General features: G+C 65.4%; 20 protein-coding genes and 1 other RNA gene. 11 read left to right on the top strand and 10 right to left on the bottom strand.

Features of this window, described 5'->3' with window-relative positions:
- Positions 1–22 precede the first annotated feature (22 nt).
- From C995_RS0103975 to C995_RS0103990, 4 genes are all read right to left on the bottom strand, one after another.
- Positions 23–1870 carry a putative nucleotidyltransferase substrate binding domain-containing protein gene (locus C995_RS0103975; protein WP_018863704.1) on the bottom strand — a complete coding sequence of 616 codons (1848 nt, stop codon included), beginning with the start codon at positions 1868–1870 and terminating at the stop codon, positions 23–25.
- Between the two features lie 229 nt (positions 1871–2099).
- On the bottom strand, positions 2100–3878 hold the full coding sequence (locus C995_RS0103980; RefSeq protein ID WP_018863705.1) for a sodium:solute symporter family protein: 1779 nt from the start codon (positions 3876–3878) through the stop codon (positions 2100–2102).
- Between the two features lie 7 nt (positions 3879–3885).
- Complete coding sequence (locus C995_RS0103985) at positions 3886–4149, bottom strand: DUF4212 domain-containing protein (protein ID WP_012983230.1); 264 nt, start codon at positions 4147–4149, stop codon at positions 3886–3888.
- Between the two features lie 55 nt (positions 4150–4204).
- Positions 4205–6082, bottom strand: coding sequence for a DUF294 nucleotidyltransferase-like domain-containing protein (locus C995_RS0103990; RefSeq protein WP_018863706.1), 1878 nt, complete (start codon positions 6080–6082; stop codon positions 4205–4207).
- Between the two features lie 221 nt (positions 6083–6303).
- Between C995_RS0103990 and C995_RS0103995 the strand changes: the two genes are divergently transcribed.
- A complete protein-coding gene (locus C995_RS0103995; RefSeq protein ID WP_081618862.1) occupies positions 6304–6549 on the top strand; it encodes a helix-turn-helix domain-containing protein in 246 nt (81 codons plus the stop codon).
- Between the two features lie 104 nt (positions 6550–6653).
- On the opposite strand, the gene C995_RS14475 is transcribed toward C995_RS0103995, so the two are convergent.
- Positions 6654–6818: a DUF1328 domain-containing protein gene (locus C995_RS14475; RefSeq protein WP_012983227.1), complete on the bottom strand. Its 165-nt coding sequence runs from the start codon at positions 6816–6818 to the stop codon at positions 6654–6656.
- A gap of 208 nt (positions 6819–7026) precedes the next feature.
- Here C995_RS14475 and C995_RS0104005 point away from each other — a divergent pair, with 208 nt between their 5' ends.
- The 3 genes from C995_RS0104005 (at position 7027) to C995_RS0104015 (ending at position 8496) form a co-directional block, all read left to right on the top strand.
- Positions 7027–7242, top strand: a complete 216-nt coding sequence (locus C995_RS0104005) for a CsbD family protein (protein ID WP_026278933.1) — start codon at positions 7027–7029, stop codon at positions 7240–7242.
- Positions 7243–7267: 25 nt separating this feature from the next.
- On the top strand, positions 7268–7531 hold the full coding sequence (locus tag C995_RS0104010; protein WP_018863709.1) for a hypothetical protein: 264 nt from the start codon (positions 7268–7270) through the stop codon (positions 7529–7531).
- A 317-nt stretch (positions 7532–7848) separates the two neighbouring features.
- The gene (locus C995_RS0104015; protein ID WP_019624637.1) at positions 7849–8496 is read left to right on the top strand and encodes an outer membrane beta-barrel protein; all 648 of its coding nucleotides are present in this window, start codon (positions 7849–7851) and stop codon (positions 8494–8496) included.
- Positions 8497–8637: 141 nt separating this feature from the next.
- On the opposite strand, the gene gorA is transcribed toward C995_RS0104015, so the two are convergent.
- Both gorA and C995_RS0104025 read right to left on the bottom strand, forming a co-directional pair.
- Positions 8638–10038, bottom strand: coding sequence for a glutathione-disulfide reductase (gene gorA, locus C995_RS0104020; RefSeq protein WP_018863711.1), 1401 nt, complete (start codon positions 10036–10038; stop codon positions 8638–8640).
- 180 nt (positions 10039–10218) lie between these two features.
- Positions 10219–10968, bottom strand: a complete 750-nt coding sequence (locus tag C995_RS0104025) for a glutathione peroxidase (protein ID WP_018863712.1) — start codon at positions 10966–10968, stop codon at positions 10219–10221.
- A 240-nt stretch (positions 10969–11208) separates the two neighbouring features.
- On the opposite strand from C995_RS0104025, the gene ffs reads away from it, so the two are divergent.
- The 6 genes from ffs (at position 11209) to C995_RS0104050 (ending at position 15520) form a co-directional block, all read left to right on the top strand.
- Positions 11209–11305: signal recognition particle sRNA small type (gene ffs / locus C995_RS13835), an RNA gene on the top strand.
- Between the two features lie 85 nt (positions 11306–11390).
- A complete protein-coding gene (gene dnaX, locus C995_RS0104030) occupies positions 11391–13187 on the top strand; it encodes a DNA polymerase III subunit gamma/tau (protein ID WP_018863713.1) in 1797 nt (598 codons plus the stop codon).
- Between the two features lie 48 nt (positions 13188–13235).
- Positions 13236–13562, top strand: a complete 327-nt coding sequence (locus tag C995_RS0104035) for a YbaB/EbfC family nucleoid-associated protein (RefSeq protein WP_018863714.1) — start codon at positions 13236–13238, stop codon at positions 13560–13562.
- A 21-nt stretch (positions 13563–13583) separates the two neighbouring features.
- Positions 13584–14174 (top strand): recombination mediator RecR, encoded by a 591-nt coding sequence (gene recR / locus C995_RS0104040; protein WP_018863715.1) that lies wholly within the window; start codon positions 13584–13586, stop codon positions 14172–14174.
- A 75-nt stretch (positions 14175–14249) separates the two neighbouring features.
- Positions 14250–14594: a histidine triad nucleotide-binding protein gene (locus C995_RS0104045; RefSeq protein ID WP_012983218.1), complete on the top strand. Its 345-nt coding sequence runs from the start codon at positions 14250–14252 to the stop codon at positions 14592–14594.
- A gap of 104 nt (positions 14595–14698) precedes the next feature.
- Positions 14699–15520, top strand: coding sequence for a hypothetical protein (locus tag C995_RS0104050; RefSeq protein ID WP_018863716.1), 822 nt, complete (start codon positions 14699–14701; stop codon positions 15518–15520).
- Between the two features lie 26 nt (positions 15521–15546).
- Here the strand turns inward: C995_RS0104050 and rsgA are convergent, their stop codons facing one another.
- The 3 genes from rsgA to C995_RS0104065 all read right to left on the bottom strand — a co-directional run bounded on the left by rsgA (position 15547) and on the right by C995_RS0104065 (position 17113).
- A complete protein-coding gene (gene rsgA / locus C995_RS0104055) occupies positions 15547–16392 on the bottom strand; it encodes a ribosome small subunit-dependent GTPase A (protein ID WP_018863717.1) in 846 nt (281 codons plus the stop codon).
- Positions 16393–16473: 81 nt separating this feature from the next.
- The gene (locus C995_RS0104060) at positions 16474–16809 is read right to left on the bottom strand and encodes a 4a-hydroxytetrahydrobiopterin dehydratase (protein ID WP_018863718.1); all 336 of its coding nucleotides are present in this window, start codon (positions 16807–16809) and stop codon (positions 16474–16476) included.
- Positions 16802–17113, bottom strand: coding sequence for a cytochrome c (locus C995_RS0104065; protein ID WP_018863719.1), 312 nt, complete (start codon positions 17111–17113; stop codon positions 16802–16804). The genes C995_RS0104060 and C995_RS0104065 overlap by 8 nt, the downstream gene beginning before the upstream one ends.
- Positions 17114–17254: 141 nt before the next feature.
- Here C995_RS0104065 and orn point away from each other — a divergent pair, with 141 nt between their 5' ends.
- Entirely contained in the window at positions 17255–17821 is a 567-nt protein-coding gene (gene orn, locus C995_RS0104070; protein WP_018863720.1) for an oligoribonuclease, read from the top strand.
- Positions 17822–18700 lie beyond the last annotated feature (879 nt).

The raw sequence follows: 18700 nt of genomic DNA on the forward strand, positions 1-18700 counted from the left end.
GCGCCGAGTGGCAAGAGGTGGGTCATCCGTGCACCTGCTCGGCCTGGGCCAGGGTGGCCTTTTGGGCATGAGCCACCAGGCGAAAGGCGGTCTTCAGGTGGCTGCGCTCCAGTCCTGACAGGTCGTTCGGAGCCAGCGCGTTATCGGCGGCGAGCCCCCGTCGAATCTGGGCGCCCTGATGGCGTGTGCGCAACGTGGCGATGAACTGCCAGGCGTCGATCAGGTCGGCTCCGGTGCTCGCCGACAGAACGCCTGCATGGCGGGCGGCCCGCAGTCTTTCAAGGGTGCCGCGAGCATCCGACCCGGCGCGCAGGGCGAACACGCGGGCCAGTGCTACGATCGGCATCAGGCCGCGCATCTTCAGGTCCAGGGTGTCGGCGTGTTCGCCACCACGTTCGAGCACGAACTGGCGAAAGAACCCCAGCGGAGGGCGCAGATCCCTTGCCTGGTCGGCGAGGGCGGTCAGTAAGGCCTCGCTGCGACTGCCCTGTTCCAGCGCCGCGTGACGCATGGGTTCGAACAGGCTCGTCGGGCCATGAATGACCCGCAGATCCAGGTAATGGCCGGCGAGCATGGCATCGCGCGGGGAGGGGTGGCTCATGACCCGCCGTATCTCGCGCTCCCAGTCGCTGGTGGTGCGTCGCCAGTGCGGCTGGCTTGGGTCGACATCACCCGGGCAGCGACGGATGCCGCAGGCTGCCAGGCCTTCGCTGACTTCGTCGGCCAGGCGCCGAAACCACTCGTCCGCATCGGGGGGTGCCGTGTCGTCATAGACCAGAGCCGTATCCTGGTCGGTGTGTACGGTCTGTTCGTGGCGCCCCTGACTGCCGCTGGCCAGCCAGGCATACCGGGCGGGCGCGGGGCCGAGCTTCGTTTCCGCCTGTTCGATCAGGCACTGCGTAAGGGTGTCGATCACCGTAGTGATGGTCTGACCAATCTGGGTCGCGTCGGCCCCGGCTTCGACCAGCTGTACCTGCAGGCTGGGCAGGGCACGCATCACGTCGCGCAGGGCGTCGAGGTCATCGGCGCGGCGCAGGTCGCGTACCAGGTATACCGCGCTGGTCCCCTGATGGCGGATCAGGTCGGTACTGGAGAGGATCCCAGCCAGCGGGCCGTGGTCGCCATCGGTGACCGCCAGGTGATGGATGTCGCGGCGAGCCATGTGCAGCAGCGCCTCGAAGGCTGGGGTATCGCGGCTGACCGATGCAACCGGTTGAGCCATGCACCGGGCCACGCTGCAGGCTGGATCGGTGCCTTCGGCCAGGGCATGCCGCAGGTCGGTGTCGGTCAGGATGCCCACCGGGACGTCTTCCTTCCCGGGGTCGTGCAGCAGCAAAGCGGAGATGTCGGCCTCGGTCATGCGCTGGGCCGCCTCGCGCAGCGTGAGACGGGTTGATGACATGATCGGTCGCGGCGTCATCAGGGCGCGCACGGGAGTGGTCAGCAGGCTGCGCTCGCCCGCCGGCGAAGTCGTGGCCGGCGCCCGCAGACGGTCGGACCTGACCTCGACAAATTCGCGGAAGGCCTCGTCCCGGCCGGCGAGGTCGCGGGCGCGACCGGCCTCCAGCTGATAGATCAGGGCATCCTCGGTGACGCGACCATGCAGCTTGGCGGCGTGGGTGGTGTTGAGCAGGTCGCCTTCGCCCAGACGGTCCTGGAGCTGGTCCCGGGCGTCGTACAGCTCGGCGGCCCCGGTGCGCACGATCCACAGCTCGTCGGGGGGCGTGTCCTCGGGCGGGAACGGGCTGTCCTCGCGCAGATAGCGCAGCGTCAGGCGGCGAACCAGACTCGTGCGGGTCTCGGGTGGCAGCCGCGCGAGCTCCGGGCAGCGTTCGAGAAATTCGCGAATTTCTTCCAGTTCACCGTTCATGTGCGTTCCGGACAGCCGTCTTCGCGGGGTGGATGGTGCTCAGAGCAAGCCTGCAACGGCCAGTGCGGCCGCTGGAGGCTTGTCCCGAAGGAAAAAAGTCGACCCGGCATGCGCCGGGCCGACCCCCGGGGGAACTGGGCCCCCTTTCTTGCATGGACGTTCGTCATGCATATCCGTTCATGATGGGCCGACAGGCCCGGTCATGCCGGCGGCATGACCGGGCACGGTGTCAGCTCGGGTTGTCCGTGCGCGGGACACGCACGCTTTCCACCAGCTCCTGGATATGCTGCGGCGGCTCCTTGGTCAGCTTCATCACGATGTAGGCTGCGACGAAGTTGAACACCGCGCCGATGGCGCCGAAGCCGGTCGGGTTCACGCCGAACAGCCAGTACTCCTCGGTATCCGGGAGCATGGCGGTGCCGGAGAAGAAGAACCACCCCTTGTAGGTAAAGATGTACAGCAGGGTGGTCACCAGACCGACCAGCATGCCGGCGATCGCGCCTTCCTTGTTCATCTTCTTCATGAAGATGCCCATCATCAGGGTCGGGAACAGCGAGGCCGCGGCCAGACCGAAGGCTAGTGCTACCACCTCGGCCGCAAAGCCCGGTGGGTTCAACCCCAGATACCCGGCGAACAGGATTGCGCCTGCCATGGCGATACGTCCCGCCAGCAGCTCGTTCTGTTCGCTGATCCTGGGCATGAACACGCCCTTGAGCAGGTCATGCGAGATGGCCGAGGAGATCGCGAGCAACAGCCCGGCCGCGGTCGACAGGGCCGCCGCGATACCACCGGCCGCCACCAGCGCGATCACCCAGCCCGGAAGCCCGGCAATCTCGGGATTGGCCAGCACCATGATGTCGCGGTCGAGGGTCACGATCTCGGAGCCTTCCCAGCCGTATTCCTCTTCCGCCATCGCGGCGAACTCTTCATTGTCCTCGTTGTAGTACTGGATGCGGCCGTCTTCGTTCTTGTCCTCGAACGCCAGCAGACCGGTCTGTTCCCAGCGCTCCATCCAGGCCGGCTTGTCCTCGTAGGCCAGGTGGCCTTCCTCGGTGCCGATCTCGCCCGGATGCACGGTGTTGACGAGGTTCCAGATCGCCATCGCACCGACCGCCGGGGCGGTGGTGTAGAGGATGCCGATGAAGACCAGCGCCCAGCCGGCGGACTTGCGCGCATCGCGCACACGCGGAACGGTAAAGAACCGGATGATCACGTGCGGCAGACCGGCGGTACCGATCATCAGCGCCAGGGTCAGCAGGAACATGTTGAGCATGCTCATGCCGCCCTCGGTGGCCGAGTACATGGTGAAGCCAAGATCCACCATGGTCTGGTCCAGGGCCTCCAGCAGGTAGGTGTCTTCGCCCTGCAGGGTCGAGCCCAGGCCGATCTGCGGGAACACCTGGCCGGTGAGCGTGAGCGAGATGAAGACCGCGGGTACCGTGTAGGCGAAGATCATGATCACGTACTGCGCGATCTGGGTGTAGGTGATCCCCTTCATCCCGCCGAGCACCGCGTAGATGAACACCACCGCCATGCCGGACAGCAGGCCGATGGCCAGCGGCACTTCGAGGATGTTGGAGAACGCGATCCCCACGCCGCGCATCTGCCCGATTACGTAGGTGATGGACATCGCCAGCAGCGAGATGACCGCCACCACGCGCGCGACCTTCGAGTAGAACCGGTCACCGATGAATTCCGGCACCGTGAACTTGCCGAACTTGCGCAGGTACGGGGCCAGCAGCAGGGCCATCAGCACGTAGCCGCCGGTCCAGCCCATCAGGTAGGCGCCCCCGGTGAAGCCGAGGAACGCGATCAGGCCGGCCATGGAGATGAACGAGGCGGCGGACATCCAGTCCGCGGCGGTGGCCATCCCGTTGGCAATCGGGTTGACGCCGCGGCCGGCGACGTAGAACTCGCTGGTCGAACCGGCACGCGCCCAGATGGCGATGCCGATATAGAGGGCGAAGGTCGCCCCGACCACGAGAAGACTCAGGGTCTGTTGATCCATGACAGGCTTACTCCTCGTGGACGTTGTACTTGCGATCCAGGACGTTCATGCGCCAGGCATAAACGAAGATCAGGATGATGAAGGTGTAGATCGCGCCCTGCTGGGCGAACCAGAAGCCCAGCGGATACCCGCCGATGGAGAATGCGTTCAGCGGTGCGGCCAGAATGATCCCCAGCCCGAAGGACACGAGAAACCAGATGGCAAGGCAGATCGCCAACAGGCGCAGGTGCGCGCGCCAGTAGGCCTGCCGGCTCAGGTCTTCTTGTGACATGACGTAGCTCCTCTCATAGGTTTTATTGTTCGCCGTGACTCGTCTATGCGATTCGTCACAGCTGGTACTGCACTTCAAGCTGGCCTTGCAGCTTGCGGGCCTGCCGGAAGGACTCCTTGAGGATGCGCCCCTCGAGGGTGCCCAGTTCCTCCGGCCGGATTCGGTTGTCGTCGTCGCGCCCTTCGCGCAGCGCCTTCTGCTGGGCGCGCAGCCGCAGCATCTGCAGATAGCGCAGGGCGGCGTGATAGTCGCGGGCGTCGGATTCGCGCATCACCTCCGCGGTCACGGCCTGGTCGAGACGCTCGTGGGTGCGGGTGGCCGGCAGCTCCGCGGCCAGCGCGATCAGGCGCGCCGCATCCACGAACGGGGTGAGCCCCTGCTTCTTGATGTCGATGCCGTCCGCGCCGCTCCTGATCTCGCCGAACAGCCCCAGCGGCGGGCGGAAGGCCTGCTGGTTGGCTGCCATCTGGCGGCGAAAGCGGCTGTTGTAGGCGGTCTTTTGCAGCAGCTGCGTGCGCAGGGCCTCCACCGGGCCGTGGTCGCCATCCACCGCGCGCAGATCGAAGAAGATGGTGCTCTTGAGCAGGTGCTCGGGCGTGCCCTGCTCGATCCAGCGGGTAAAGCGCCGATCCCACTCCGGGCCGCTCAGGCAGCACTCCGGATTGCCCGCCATGATGTTGCCGGGGCACAGCATGAAGCCGCATTCGGCGAGTGCCTCGTTCACGGCCCGGGCGTAGGGCAGCAGGCGCTCGCGGATCGTGTCCGTATCGCCAATCTCCGCGTCAAACAGGATGCCGTTGTCCTGGTCGGTGACCAGGGCCTGCTCCTCGCGCGCCTGGGAGCCGAAGGCCAGCCAGGTGAAGTCGATCCCTTCAATCGCCTCGTATTGCGGACGCAGCAGACTCAGTACGCGGCGGGTGGCGTGTTCGTTCAGGCGTGTGATCAGGCGCAGTACCTGATCCGCCTCGGCCCCTTGGCCGACGACCGCCTCGATCAGGCGCGGTACCTGGCGCAGCCGCTCGGCAATGGCCGCCACGCTGTCGGCGCGGCGGATCTCGCGCACCAGGCCGTCCAGGGTCAGGGGCTGGCTGGTCAGCAGGTCGCGCTCGCCGAGCACGCCGACCAGGCGACCGTCGCGTACCACGCACAGGTGCGTCATCCCGTGTTCGGTCATCGCCTCGATACCCTCGAAGCCCGGTGCGCTCTCCTCCAGTGCGACCGGGTCGGGCGTCATCACCGCGTCCAGCGGGGTGTCCAGACCGACATCCTCCAGCGCGACCCGTGCCAGCAGGTCATGCAGGGTGAAGATGCCGACCGGGCGCCGTTCGTCGTCCACCGCGACCACGGAGCCCACGCGCTCGTCGCGCATGGTGGTCAGTACCTCGCGCAGGCGCGTGTCCGGGCGGCAGGTCACGGGGCCGCGGGCAATGCGCAGGGCAAGCGGGGTGTTCAGCTGCCCGGCTGCGCCCCCGTCACGGCTGGACAGGGTGTCTAGGCCCTGTTGCAGTCGGTCCAGCAGGTTGGCCAGGCGTCGTGTGCAGAAGTCGTTGAAGACGCGGGACCGGGAACGCAGGCGATCGAAGTCCTCCAGGTCCAGCTCCAGGCAGACCGTGTCCTCGACCGCGCGATGCACTGTGTGGACGGCGCGGCGGCCGAGCAGGGCGCCGATCGGGAAACACTCGCCGGGGATCAGTTCCCAGGCCTTGCCCGAGAGCTGCTCGTCTTCGCTGGGGGTCTCGCCACGGATACGGCCCTGGCGGATGATGTGGAAGCGGCGTGCGGGGCCGGCATCCGGGTCGGTGATACGGGCCCCGCGTGCGTAGAAGCGGCTCTCCAGACGCGGCAGCAGGAAGTCCAGCGCGTCGGGTTCGAGCTGGTCGAACGGGGCGTGGGCGCTGAGGAACTCCCGGGTGCTGTCAAGCGCATCGGTCATGGCGGTGGCGCATTTCCCTGGGTGAACGGGTTCACGAAATCACCCATTCCTAGCAAAAAGTACGCCAAGAGTGGCCAGTATTGGGAATCAGTCGTTTGGATGTACGACTTTCTTGATGCGTGTTACGCAAGGTAACACCCGTGTTTCGTTGCGTGACACGATCACCTGGCGCAACAACAAAGCCGTCCGCGATGACGCTGCCGGAAGGTTGTATTCTCGAGATGAAGGTTCGACTGCAGCGCCCGTTACAGGAGGTGTGGCTCCCCATGAGTCAGGGTTTGCTGGGGGATGCGCTGGGCATGTCCGCGGTGCATGTGATCCGGTCGTTCAGCCTGCTGCGAAAGTGGGATCTCGTTCGCACCGGTGACGGGGCAATCCGCATCCATGATCTGGACGGGCTGGTGCGTTTCTCCGGGTTCAATCCGGCCGATGCGGACTGCGAGGCAAACGGGGTGCGGCAGCACTGATCTCGCGCCCCATGGCCCGAAAACGAAACGCCCGACGCGAGGCCGGGCGTTGTCGAGGCTTCACTTCGCCTCGAGCGCGGATGCGCGGTTCAATCAGGGGCTCCCTAAAGCGGGGGGCGGCGCCCCGTGATGAAGAAGATGACCGCCAGGATCAGGCCCACCACGAACAGAATCCAGGCGATGTTGGTCGCCGCCCCGGCAATGCCGCTCAGGCCCAGCACGCCGGCCACGATCCCGACGATCAAGAACATCAGTGCCCATCCCAGCATCGTCCACTCCTTTTTCGGTTGTACTCGCGCCTGAAGTCTAGGGCATGGTCCGCGCTTTTGCGCGGGCCGAGGCCAGCAGCTTGTCTCGGTTCTCACTTTTTGATCTTCGGAGCAGCATTTGTCTACACGTTAATGTCATCTTTGGATGGTCGGCATAGCCTTTCGTACCCACCGACGAAAACGCACATTAAACGCAGCAGGGCGAAGCATGAATAGAGATCAGAGGATCGGCCGTAGTGAGCGCCTGAAAGCGCGTTTGAAACAGGAATGGGGCCGCCTGACTGACGATGAAGTAATGGAGGCCGAAGGCAATGTGGAAGAGCTGGCCGCCCGAATCCGCGAAAAGTACGGCGAGAGCCGGGAAAAGATCGCGGCCAGGATCAACGAGCTGATGGACGAGGTGCGTAATGAAGAGAACCCATAGGGATCCTGGTCTCCGCTGGGCTGGCATGGGCCTGGCAGCCGCCGGGCTGCTGTTCCTGGCGGCCTGCTCCGATCCGGATACGGCGGACGACGCCGGTAACGGCTTCGACGAGACGGTTGAAGATGCAGTGGATGCGGTCGAGGAATCCGGCGACGAAGCGCGCGGATGGATTGAAGATGAGCGCGACGACGATGACGACGTGCAGCGCGAAGAAGAAGAGAACGAAGAGCAGTACGAAGATGACTACTACGACGAACACCGGGATGGCAATCCCATTCGTTTTGATTAGCTCGTAGTGAGTCAACCCAGAAGGCTGGGGCGCGGGTGGCCACGAGCGGGTGGTCATCCGCGCCCCAGCTTTTTTTGCGTTTATGGGGAACGCCATCATATCAGTGCGCCTCCGCATGTGTGCGAGGGACATCGTGAGCCAAGGTGCCGTGTGCACTGGGTCAATGATTCTTCGGCTCATCGTAATGTCCGGTCGTTTAATATGATTGGGTTCAATAATCGAACCTTTCGAAGTGCCTTGATTGCGTCAAGAATCATCTCCGTTCGTTTTTCGTTTTCCGTTTTCGGACAGGAATTGCAAATGCTAAGGAGATGAAGATGAAACGATATCTGATTGCCAGTGTTGCGGTGTCGACGCTCGTTCTGTTCGGTTCCCAGAACGTGCTGGCGCAGCAGCAGGGTCAGCAACAGGACCGGGAGCGCACGGGAGAAGAGCGCGACCGCACGACAGGTGTATATATGGGGCTGGGTACCGGTTTCAGTTCACTGAAGAACGATAGCGACGAGGTCGCCGATTTCATCGGTTCCGGGACGTCGGATTACAGCATCGATGACGATGACAATGTCTGGCGCGGGTTTGTGGGTTATAACTTCAATGAGTACTTCGCGGTCGAAGGATTTTATACCGACCTCGGCGAGGTCCACCTCCGCGGGGACGAGGACGGTGCGCACTCGACTGTCCGTTCCACGGCCTACGGCGCCAGCGTCCTTGGCAAGCTGCCGATCGGGCCGTATGTGGAGGCCTTCGCGAAGGTCGGTGCGGCGAAATGGGACGCAGATGTGCGCGGAAACCTGGGAGACGAGGGTCGTACACTGCGCAGTCAGGACGGGTTCGATCCGGTCTACGGTGTCGGGATGCAGGTCAACCTGAATGCATTCCTGATTCGTGCCGAGTACGAGCGCTATGACTTCGACAGCGACTACCAGGTCGACGCCTTTACGGCTTCGCTGGGCTGGCGCTTCTAGTCCAGTGCAGGCCGCTACGGAGGCCTGACGGGTATTGGCGATCGAGCAGCTCCGGACCGCCGGATCCCAGGGCAACACGGGCACGCCGCCCCGGCGCTTTGCACAGGGGCGGCGTTTTGTCGTTTGCGGACGGGCTTTTGTTCAAGCGGCCTCGGCCTCCGCCAGTCCCTCCTGGCGGCCCGGGCGGGACTCCTTCAGGGTCACCAGTTCCTCGGCGCTGGTCGGGTGCAACGGGATGGTCAGGTCCAGGTCGCGCTTGGTCGCGCCCATGCGCACGGCCACGGCAAAGCCCTGCAGCATCTCGTCCACGTGCGCGCCGATCATGTGGATGCCGACGACCTTTTCATTCTCTTCGGCACAGACCAGCTTCATCGCAACCGGCGGGACGTCTCCCTCGGCAAATGCGCGGTCCAGACCGCCGAACTGGGTTTCGTAGACGCGCACCGACTTACCGAACCGTTCCACGGCCTGCGGCTCGGTCAGCCCGACCATGCCGGCGGTCGGGTGGGTAAAGGTGACCGTCGGGATCTGGTCGTAGTCCACCGGCACCGGCTTCCTCTCCGGGGCATACCAGTGGTCTGCCAGTCGGCGACCGGCCGCGATCGCAACCGGGGTCAGCGGGCCCTTGCCAATGATGTCACCCAGGGCGTAGATGCCGTCGACGTTTGTCGCCTGCCACTCGTCCACCGGGACGGTGCCGTCAGGGGCGAGTTCGACCCCGGCGTCTTCGAGTCCCATATCGCCGGTGACGGGCTTGCGGCCCACCGCCCACAGCACCTTCTCGTACGGGCCCAGCTCCTGGCCACCCTCGAGCTTGACGGTCACCGCGCCGGGCTTGCCGCCCAGGCCGGCGACCTTCACGCCCAGATGGCGACCCATGCCCTGGTGCTCCATGTGCTGGTCCAGTACGTGCGAGATCATCGGGTCGAACATCTCCAGTACGCGGTCTTCCATCGCGACCACGTCGGTCTTCACGCCCAGGGAGCGCAGCATCCCGGCCATTTCCAGGCCGATGTAGCCGGCGCCGATCACCGCGATGGAGGCCGGCAACTCGGTCCACTCGAAGAAGTCGTCCGAGGTTGCACCCAGTTCGGCGCCGTCCAGCGGCGGCACGATCGGGGCGCCGCCCATCGCCAGCACGATGCGTTCGGCGGTGTATTCGGTGCCGCTGTCAGTGACCACCGTGTTCCTGTCGGCCAGTCGGGCCCGCTCGGGGATGTGGGTTACGTCCAGCTTTTCCAGGTACCCGGCCCAGAACTGGTTCAGGTCCTTCAGCATGGCCTGGCGCTGGTTCGCCAGATCGGCGTAGCGGATGCCCTTGATCTCGACATCCACGCCGAATTCATGCGCCCCGCGGGCTTGAGCGGCGTGTTCTGCGGCATACCAGGTAAGCTTTTTCGGCACGCAGCCTTCGTTCACGCAGGTGCCGCCGAGCGGTTTCGGATCGAACACGGCCACGCGTGCGCCGTGCGGCGCGGCGCGCTCGGCCACTGCCAAGCCGCCGCTGCCGCCGCCGATCACGATGATGTCGTAGTGTTCCATTTCGATTCCTTGAAGGTTTCGGTGAAAGTGTTACATAACGGCCGCGTTTCGCGCGGGCGCCAGGATCTGCCATCCGTGTCCGGACGTCCGTCTGTGCGGGCATCCGGACACGGATGGCCACCCATGTTCCGGGTGACCACCCGGGGCGGGACAGAACCCGCCCCGAGGGGCAGAGACGGCTTACGCCGCCCGCTTTTCGCGGGAGATCCACTCCTGCAGATCGTCCGAGCCGCCGATGCGGTGGCCGCCGACGAACACCTGCGGCACGGTCATCGCACCGGTGGCGGCGCGCAGGCTGCGCAGGCTGGCGTCGCGACCCAGTACGATCTCTTCATAGTCGAGACCGGCGTTCTCCAGCATCTCCTTGGCGCTGGCGCAGTACGGGCAGCCCGGCTTGGTGAAGACGACCACGTCTTCGGGGCAGGCCGCATCCGGCGCGACATGGGCGAGCATGGTGTCGGCATCGGAGACCACGAAGGGGTCGCCCGGCTCGTCCGGTTCGATGAACTGCTTCTCGATCACGCCGTCGCGCACCAGCATGGAGTAGCGCCAGGAGCGCCAGCCGAAGCCGAGGTCGCTCTTGTCGACCAGCATGCCCATCTGCTCGGTGAACTCGCCGTTGCCGTCGGCGATGAAGGTCACGCGGTCGGCCTGCTGGTCGGCCTGCCAGGCCTCCATCACGAAGCCGTCATTGACCGAGATGCAGACGATCTCGTCGATGCCGTGCTTCTTGAACACCGGCGCCAGCTCGTTGTAGCGCGGCACGTGGGCCGAGGAGCAGGTCGGGGTGAACGCGCCCGGCAGGGCGAAAACGACCACGTTGCGACCCTTGAACAGGTCTTCCGAGCGCACGTCGTTCCAGTCGTTGTCCTTGCGGCAGCGGAAGGTGACTTCCGGTACGCGCTGGCCTTCACGATTCTCGAGTTCCATAGGGGGTCCTCCTTCTTAATCTTGTCGTCAGTCAGGGATGCAGATTTCTGTTCGGTCGGGGTAGTTCCCGACTACGGGGATCAGGCTAAGGGCTGATCGTTGATTGATCCAGTTTTATGTTTCTATTGCGTCATTAGTTTACGACTATTGGGTATGCTTGACGTCACCCGGACAAACCCGGAAGCTTGCGATCCCGATTTCGAGTTCATCTCGATTCGTGGACCGCGTTATGGTGGTCCGTATCAGTCCCCTCGCGACGACAGGCTGTGAACCCCGCCAGGCCCGGAAGGGAGCAACGGTAGCAGCTGCGTCGGGCGCCGGGGTGTGGCGGGTGCGGGCCACCACCTTTTCCCTGCGGCCCCGATTCCTGCGGTGATGGCCCCGCACGCGGGCACGCGCAAGACTGCACTGACGGGGGAGGCATGAGTCACCAGGTTCTGGCCCGCAAATGGCGCCCCGGTCGTTTCGAGGACCTGGTCGGGCAACCGCATGTGGTACGTGCCCTGGCCAATGCCCTGAGCGGGGATCGTCTGCACCATGCCTACCTGTTTGCCGGGACGCGCGGCGTGGGCAAGACCACGATCGCCCGCATCCTCGCGCGCTGCCTGAACTGCGAATCAGGCGTCACGCCGACCCCCTGCGGTGAATGCCGCTCCTGTGTCGAGATCGCGGAGGGCCGGCATCTGGATCTCATCGAGGTCGATGCCGCGTCGCGCACCCGGGTGGACGATACCCGCGAGCTGCTGGACAACGTCTCGTATGCGCCGACCGCAGGCCGGTTCAAGGTGTACCTGATTGACGAGGTACACATGCTCTCCGAGAAAAGTTTCAACGCATTGTTGAAAACGCTGGAGGAGCCGCCGGATCACGTCAAATTCCTGCTCGCCACCACGGATCCGCAGAAGCTGCCGGTCACCGTGCTGTCACGCTGCCTGCAGTTCAACCTCAAGCCGATGCCGCCGGCGCTGATTGCCGAGCACCTGACGCGCATCCTCGAGGCCGAAGGCCTGCAGGCCGAACCGGGCGCACTGCTGCGTCTGGGCGAGGCGGCCGAGGGCTCCATGCGCGATGCGCTGAGCCTGACCGACCAGGCCATCGCCTACGGTGGCGATCGCCTGACCGAGGCCGATGCCTGCGACATGCTGGGCCTGCTGCCGCGAACCCGCCTGACCGGGCTGCTGGATGCGGTATTTGCCGGCGATGGACCGGGCCTGATGCGGGGGCTGCAGGAACTCAAGGAATTGGGCCCCGACTGGGCTCGCCTGCTGGACGAGCTCGCAGGCCTGGCGCATCGCGTAGCGGTGGAGCAGGTGGTTCGTGGTGATGGCGTGGATACGGACGAGGATGCTGCCCGACTCTGGGCGCGCGAGACCGCCGCACGGGTGGATCCGGAGAGCGTGCAGCTGACCTACCAGATCCTGATCCACGGTGCCCGCGATCTGCCCTGGGCGCCGGATGCGCAGATGGGGGTGGAAATGACCCTGCTGCGCCTGCTGGCCTTTCGGCCGGAAGCGCCCGGTGAGGGCGCTGTCCCCAACGAGCGCCCGGGCGGGACCCTGGCCGCGCCGCGATCCGGCCAGGGTGGGGATTCGGCCGCGGCCCGGCCGGACACCACGGGGGCGCGACCGACTCCGCCCCCCGTGCCAGAATCGTCGCGCGAACGGGTACAGGAACAGGTGCGCGAGCCGGAACCCGGCCCGGCTATCGGGCCGACCGCCGCGCAATCGCCCCGGGACGCCGAGCCCGCCACGTCCCCGGCGCCAGCGGCCGCTGCGCCGTCCGTGGTCCGGGAGCCGGATTCCGGGGCCTTTGACTGGTATCGCTTTACGGAAGGCCTGCCGACCGGGACGGTGCGCGAACTCGCGCGGCACGGCGAGTTGAAGAAGCTGGATGACGAAGGCGTCGTGATCGCCCTGGCTCCGGGTACGCTGTATACCGAGCGGACCCGGGTGCGCCTGAAGGAGGCTCTGGAAGAACGCCTCGGGCACTCGGTCCGGCTGGAGATTGTCGACCAGACACAGCCATCGGAGGCCACGCCCGCCGCGCGGCTTGCGGCAGACGCAGCCGAGCGTCAGGCTAGCGCCGAGACGACGATGCGCGAGGACCCGGTGGTACAGGCCCTGGGCGAGGCCTTCGGGGCCGAACTGGGCACGGTGCGCATTCGTGAGGACTGTGGGGGCGACTCCCCGTCGGGCGAGGCGCCGCCTGCGGCGCACTAAATTGAACGATTGACCCCCGCGCGAGGCGTGGGGCAGGAGAGTGAAAACATGATGAAAGGTGGCATGGGTGGCCTGATGAAACAGGCCCAGAAGATGCAGGAAGACATGCAGAAGGTGCAGGCCGAACTGGCCGAGATGGAGATCGAGGGCCAGGCGGGTGGCGGTCTGGTCAGCGTTGTCATGACCGGCAAGTACGCGGTGCGTCGGGTCAAGATCGACCCCAGCCTGCTGGATGACGACCGCGACATGATCGAGGACCTGGTGGCCGCGGCCATCAATGACGCCGTGCAGAAGGTCGAGTCCACCACCCAGGAGCGCATGGGCAGCCTGACCCAGGGCATGGGCCTGCCGGCCGGGATGAAGCTGCCGTTCTGACCGCGTCTGTCCCGATCCCGAATGGACGCTGAACTCGACGAGCTGGTGCAGGCGCTGCGATGCCTGCCGGGCATCGGTGCCAAATCCGCGCGGCGCATGGCGCTGCACTTGCTGGAGCGTGACCGTGACGGTGCGCGCCGGCTGGCGCGCGCAGTCGATCAGGCGGTCGAGCGCGTCGGGCACTGCCAGGTGTGCCGTACGCTGACCACGGCCGAGGTCTGTTCTCGTTGCGCCGATCCCGAACGCGACCCGGGCGTGGTCTGCGTGGTCGAGAGTCCGGGCGATGTGATGGCCATCGAGTCGGCGACCGACTTCACCGGCCGCTTCCACGTCCTGCTGGGCCGGCTGTCGCCGCTGGACGGTATTGGCCCCGAAGAGCTGGGGCTGGATCGGCTGGAAGCGCGTCTGCAGGAGGATGGCGTGCGCGAGCTGATCCTGGCGACCAATACCTCGGTCGAGGGCGAGGTCACCGCGCACTACCTGGCCGAAATGGCCGCGCGTCACGGCATTCGTGCCACGCGCATCGCGCAGGGGATCCCTACCGGCGGCGAGCTCGAGTACATCGATGCGGGCACCCTTGCGCATGCCCTGTCCGGGCGTCGCGAGTACTGAGCCGCCTGCGCCGTTGGCGCGTTGAAGCCATTACCATTCCCTGATATAAATCCGCGCGTCGTTTAGGAGAAGAAGATGGCCGACTGCATCTTTTGCAAGATCGTCGCGGGGGAGATCCCGGCGAAGGTCGTGTTCGAGGACGACCAGGTTCTGGCCTTCGAAGACCTGAATCCCCAGGCCCCGACGCATGTGCTGGTGATCCCGAAACAGCACATCGCCACCCTGAACGAACTCACCGCCGAGACGGCGCCGGTCATTGGGCACATGGCGCATGTTGCGGCACAGATCGCACGCGATCGCGGATTTGCGGAAAACGGTTATCGAACCGTGATGAACTGCAACCAAGACGGTGGCCAGACGGTCTACCATGTACACATGCACGTACTGGGCGGTCGCGCGCTGAGCTGGCCCCCGGGCTGATCGAGAGAACACAACACGGACGATACGGCGTGACGCGACGGAATCATCACGGTGAAGCCAGGCAAGCAGCGCGAGGCAACAGCCCGAGGCTGGTGCCTGCTCGCGTGCCGTACGCGCTGGCACCGCTAGCGCTGGCCGTGTGGTTCGGCTTCGCCGCGACCAGCGTGGCGCACGCCGATGACCGTTATTCCCTGACGTATACCCCCACGAGTACCGAGTCGACGCTTGGCGACCCGGATCGTGTCGATGAAGCCGAGTACGAATCCGAGCGCGGGACCGTGGTGGACCCGGTGGGCATGGAGCCGGTCGGTGGTGCGGGCCGCTCTGCGCCGAACGTCCTGCCGATGACCGACCCGGAGCCCGCCTCGGCGAGTCGCGACTGGCGCTATCAGCTGACGTTGCGCACCGAGACCACCGGTGGCCTGCCCGGTGAGGAGTCCAGTATGGGCGTCCTCTCCAGCCGCCTGTTCGAGGTGGAAGGGGCCTATCACCAGGAGCTGGGTGCCGGATTCGGCTATGGCCTGAATCTGGGGCTGGGCATGGAGACCCGTCCGGGATGGTCCGACCTGGGCCCGGAGAGCGAGTCCACGGCCTATTTCACCGACTTCAGCTTTGGGCCGACCTTTGCGTCCGGCCGCTTTGACAGCCAGTTCCGGGTCGGCGTGCGCCAGTCGCTGGCGGGCGAGGATGATGCACTGGGTTTTGGCTACGGGACCCGTCATCGCGAGCTCGGTCGTAGCGCGGGTTATCTCAGCATCGACAGCCGTCTGCGTCTGCAGAACCAGTCCGAACTGTCGCTGAGCCTGTACTACGACGACTACTCGCTGAATACCTCAAGCGACTGGATGTCCGACCGCCTCGATTTCGAGAGCACCCGCGACCCGTCATCCTCGGTGGTCGGCGTGGAGATGGGACTGACGTTCTAGTCGTTCTGCCGGGGTTGCTCGGAGAATCAGTGTTTCTCCAGCGTCTCCAATAGCGCATTCCAGGCATCGAGCCGTGCAGCAGGCAGGGGGCCTTGATCAACGGCGTCCCGTACCGCGCAGTCGGGTTCGGTCTGGTGGCGGCAGTTGCGGAAACGGCAACCCTCGCCAAGCGCCTCGATATCCGGAAACCCGCGCACCAGCGCGTCGATGGATTCCAGTTCCGGCGTAAAGTCGCGCACGCCCGGCGAGTCGATCCAGGCACCACCCCCCGTCAGTGGATACCACTGCGCCGTGACCGTCGTGTGGCGGCCCTCGCCGGATGCGGCGAGATCCCCTGTTTCCGGAAGCTTGATCTCGCCGCTGCCATGGCGCTCCAGCAGCGCGGCGATCAGCGAGGACTTGCCCACACCCGACTGCCCGATCAGGATATTGGTATGCCCCCGGGCGGCCTCGGCCAGGGCGTCCAGTCCGTAGCCGCTGCGGGCACTGACATGCAGGGGGTCCAGGTCCAGATGGGCGTAGGGGGCCAGCCACTCCGAGGGCGCGGCAGGTCCCGTGTCCTGCTTGTTCACCAGGATCCGTGGCCGTGCCGGCAGGTTGTACACCGCGACCAGGAAGCGGTCGATCAGGTAGCGCGCCGGCATTGGAGAGGGTGCGATCACGATCCAGACGGTGTCGATGTTGGCCGCGATGACCTTGCGTCGGCCAAAGCCGTCCTGGCGCACCAGGGTGTTATCCCGGGGCAGGCGCCGCTGAACCTGCTCGCCGCCCGCGTCCAGCTCCACGCGATCACCACAGGCGAGATCCTTCAGGCGCCGGTGCAGGCGGATTCGGCGCGGCTCCGCGTCCTCCGGCGCCGCGATGTCGGCCATCTGGTTGTGCCGGGCATGAACCCGACCGGTCCGGCTCAAGAGTGCGGACCGGTCGGTGCCGGTTTCGTGCCAGTCAGCGGGCTAGTCGAACAACGCATCGATGCGGGCGGCGCAGATAAAGTCGTTTTCCGTCAGACCGCCCACCGCGTGGGTCGAGAACTGCACCGAGCAGCGGTTGTAGCCCACCGCCATGTCCGGGTGGTGGTCCTCGATATGTGCGATCCAGGCCACCGCGTTCACGAATGCCATGGTCTCGTGGAAGTTCTTGAACTTGAAGCTTCGCTGGATGCTGTGGCCGGCCTCGTCGATGCCCCAGTGGCCGTCCAGCTGGCCGAGACCGCGCTCGGCGTCCTCGCGTGACATCGGCTCGGTAAATCCTTCGCAGGCCTGGCAGTGCTTGGTCTTTAGATCACTCATCGAACTGGTAGTACTCCGAATTGAGGTAGGCCACCACCGCGTTGATCTCGTCGTCAAACCAGTTGGTGCCCAGTTGCGCGTTGCAGTTGTTCACCTGCCGCACGAGGTGGTCGTAGTCGCCGACAATCCGATTGTCGCGCGTGTACAGGTCGGTACCGTCGCCACCGACCATGTCGGCATGACAGCTGATGCAGTTGTCCTGATGCAGGTTGTTGCCCTTCTGGATGTCATCCGCGTGCACGGTACCCAGGGGCAGTCCGAGTCCCAGTGTCAGGGCGGCAAGGCTTGTGGTGATCAGTCGCATGATTCCCTCCTCTGTGGGGATGGGTCCAGCGGGGCCGCAGGGCCCCGGGAAGACGCCGATCGAATGGCATGGCTGCGCAATACCGTCAGCGGCGACCTGAACCATGATGATAGACTTCGAGCGCACAGGAAAGGAGCGGGCATGGCAGCGAGCGCCGAAAACCTGATCTGGATCGACCTCGAGATGACCGGGCTGGATCCCCAGAACGACCGCATCATCGAGGTAGCGACCATCATCACCGACAAGGAGCTGAATATCCTGGCGGAGGGGCCGGTCCTCGCGATCTACCAGCCGCCCGATGTGCTGGATGCGATGGACGAATGGAATCGGAGCACGCATGGGGCCTCCGGCCTGATCGAGCGCATCCGTCACAGCAGTACGGATGCGGCCGCCGCCGAGCGCGAGACCATCGACTTCCTGTCCGACTATGTTCCGAAGGGGGCCTCGCCGATGTGCGGGAACTCCATCTGCCAGGATCGGCGTTTCATGGCGCGCCTGATGCCGGAGCTGGAGGCCTATTTCCACTACCGCAACCTGGACGTCTCCACGCTCAAGGAGCTGGCCCGGCGCTGGGCACCGGACGTTCTCTCGAAGCTGCAGAAGAACGCCTCGCACCAGGCGCTGCAGGACATCCGCGACTCCATCGACGAACTCCGCGTCTACCGCGAGCATTTCATCCAGCTGCCGCCCGCCGCCGCCCACGACTGACCGCGCTTCGTCGCGCCCTGCGCTCTAGGGCTGGGCCTGGTTCGTCTTTCAGTGTTTACGGTGGTTTCGGTCCGCCGCCCGCCAAGCGCTCACTCGCGAGCGCACCCCGAGTTACTTCTTTGCTCGTGCAAAGAAGTAACCAAGAAACACGCCCGGGATTCGCCCGGGGACCTTGCTCCGGACGCGCCAGGCCGGCGGCGCTGAAACTCGCTGCGCTGTCGCTCCGCTCAGACAGTCAGCGCCTTCTCCCGGCCTGTCACGCCCTCCACAAGGGGCTCATATCGGGAGGGAAGGTCAAAACCAGTCGTGTTCCAGCGCTTCTGGCTATCCCGTATGCCGTAGGGTGCCGTTGAGCGCAGCGAAACGCACCGCTCCGACGTCGGGGTTAATCCTGATGCGATTCGCTGCGCTCATCACATCCTACGATGGGTCTTGGCGCCCGCTGGCGGGCGCGGCACGCCAGGGCCGCAGGCCGCGCGTGCCCAGGATGTCGGAATACCTTGCCTCCATCCATTGGCACGAGCGTCAGGACCGCCGTTGTCTTGACCTTATCCCCCCGTATGAAGCCCCTTGCGGAAGGGTCCTCGGGCCGGAAGAGAGGCGCTGACTGTCTGAGCGGAGCGTAGCGCAGCGAGTTTCAGCGCCGCCGGCCCGAGGGCCCTGGAGCAAGGTCCCCGGGCGGAATCCGGGTGCCCTTCTTTGGGTACTTTCTTGGGCAAGCAAGAAAGTACCTCGCGGCGCGCTCGCGAGTGAGCGCACGGCAGTATGCGGACCGAAGGCACGTAAACCCCGGATGCCGAACCAGGCCCAGCCTCATCGGCGCTGGCAATTGACCACAGGCGGGGCTGCATAGTAAGGCACTGGTGCGGAAACCGGCCG

The sequence above is a fragment of the Thioalkalivibrio sp. ARh3 genome, from assembly GCF_000377265.1.
Classification (GTDB): Bacteria; Pseudomonadota; Gammaproteobacteria; order Ectothiorhodospirales; family Ectothiorhodospiraceae; genus Thioalkalivibrio; species Thioalkalivibrio thiocyanoxidans.

Coding starts and splice junctions, on each gene's coding strand:
- C995_RS14475 (WP_012983227.1), bottom strand. CDS start 6,818: ATGCTGGGATGGGCACTGATGTTCTTGATCGTCGGGATCGTGGCCGGC.
- C995_RS0103980 (WP_018863705.1), bottom strand. CDS start 3,878: ATGGATCAACAGACCCTGAGTCTTCTCGTGGTCGGGGCGACCTTCGCC.
- C995_RS0104045 (WP_012983218.1), top strand. CDS start 14,250: ATGGCCGACTGCATCTTTTGCAAGATCGTCGCGGGGGAGATCCCGGCG.
- orn (WP_018863720.1), top strand. CDS start 17,255: ATGGCAGCGAGCGCCGAAAACCTGATCTGGATCGACCTCGAGATGACC.
- gorA (WP_018863711.1), bottom strand. CDS start 10,038: ATGGAACACTACGACATCATCGTGATCGGCGGCGGCAGCGGCGGCTTG.
- C995_RS0103995 (WP_081618862.1), top strand. CDS start 6,304: ATGAAGGTTCGACTGCAGCGCCCGTTACAGGAGGTGTGGCTCCCCATG.
- C995_RS0103985 (WP_012983230.1), bottom strand. CDS start 4,149: ATGTCACAAGAAGACCTGAGCCGGCAGGCCTACTGGCGCGCGCACCTG.
- C995_RS0103975 (WP_018863704.1), bottom strand. CDS start 1,870: ATGAACGGTGAACTGGAAGAAATTCGCGAATTTCTCGAACGCTGCCCG.
- C995_RS0104065 (WP_018863719.1), bottom strand. CDS start 17,113: ATGCGACTGATCACCACAAGCCTTGCCGCCCTGACACTGGGACTCGGA.
- C995_RS0104025 (WP_018863712.1), bottom strand. CDS start 10,968: ATGGAACTCGAGAATCGTGAAGGCCAGCGCGTACCGGAAGTCACCTTC.
- C995_RS0104015 (WP_019624637.1), top strand. CDS start 7,849: ATGAAACGATATCTGATTGCCAGTGTTGCGGTGTCGACGCTCGTTCTG.
- dnaX (WP_018863713.1), top strand. CDS start 11,391: ATGAGTCACCAGGTTCTGGCCCGCAAATGGCGCCCCGGTCGTTTCGAG.
- C995_RS0104035 (WP_018863714.1), top strand. CDS start 13,236: ATGATGAAAGGTGGCATGGGTGGCCTGATGAAACAGGCCCAGAAGATG.
- C995_RS0103990 (WP_018863706.1), bottom strand. CDS start 6,082: ATGACCGATGCGCTTGACAGCACCCGGGAGTTCCTCAGCGCCCACGCC.
- C995_RS0104010 (WP_018863709.1), top strand. CDS start 7,268: ATGGGCCTGGCAGCCGCCGGGCTGCTGTTCCTGGCGGCCTGCTCCGAT.
- C995_RS0104005 (WP_026278933.1), top strand. CDS start 7,027: ATGAATAGAGATCAGAGGATCGGCCGTAGTGAGCGCCTGAAAGCGCGT.
- C995_RS0104060 (WP_018863718.1), bottom strand. CDS start 16,809: ATGAGTGATCTAAAGACCAAGCACTGCCAGGCCTGCGAAGGATTTACC.
- rsgA (WP_018863717.1), bottom strand. CDS start 16,392: ATGGCCGACATCGCGGCGCCGGAGGACGCGGAGCCGCGCCGAATCCGC.
- recR (WP_018863715.1), top strand. CDS start 13,584: ATGGACGCTGAACTCGACGAGCTGGTGCAGGCGCTGCGATGCCTGCCG.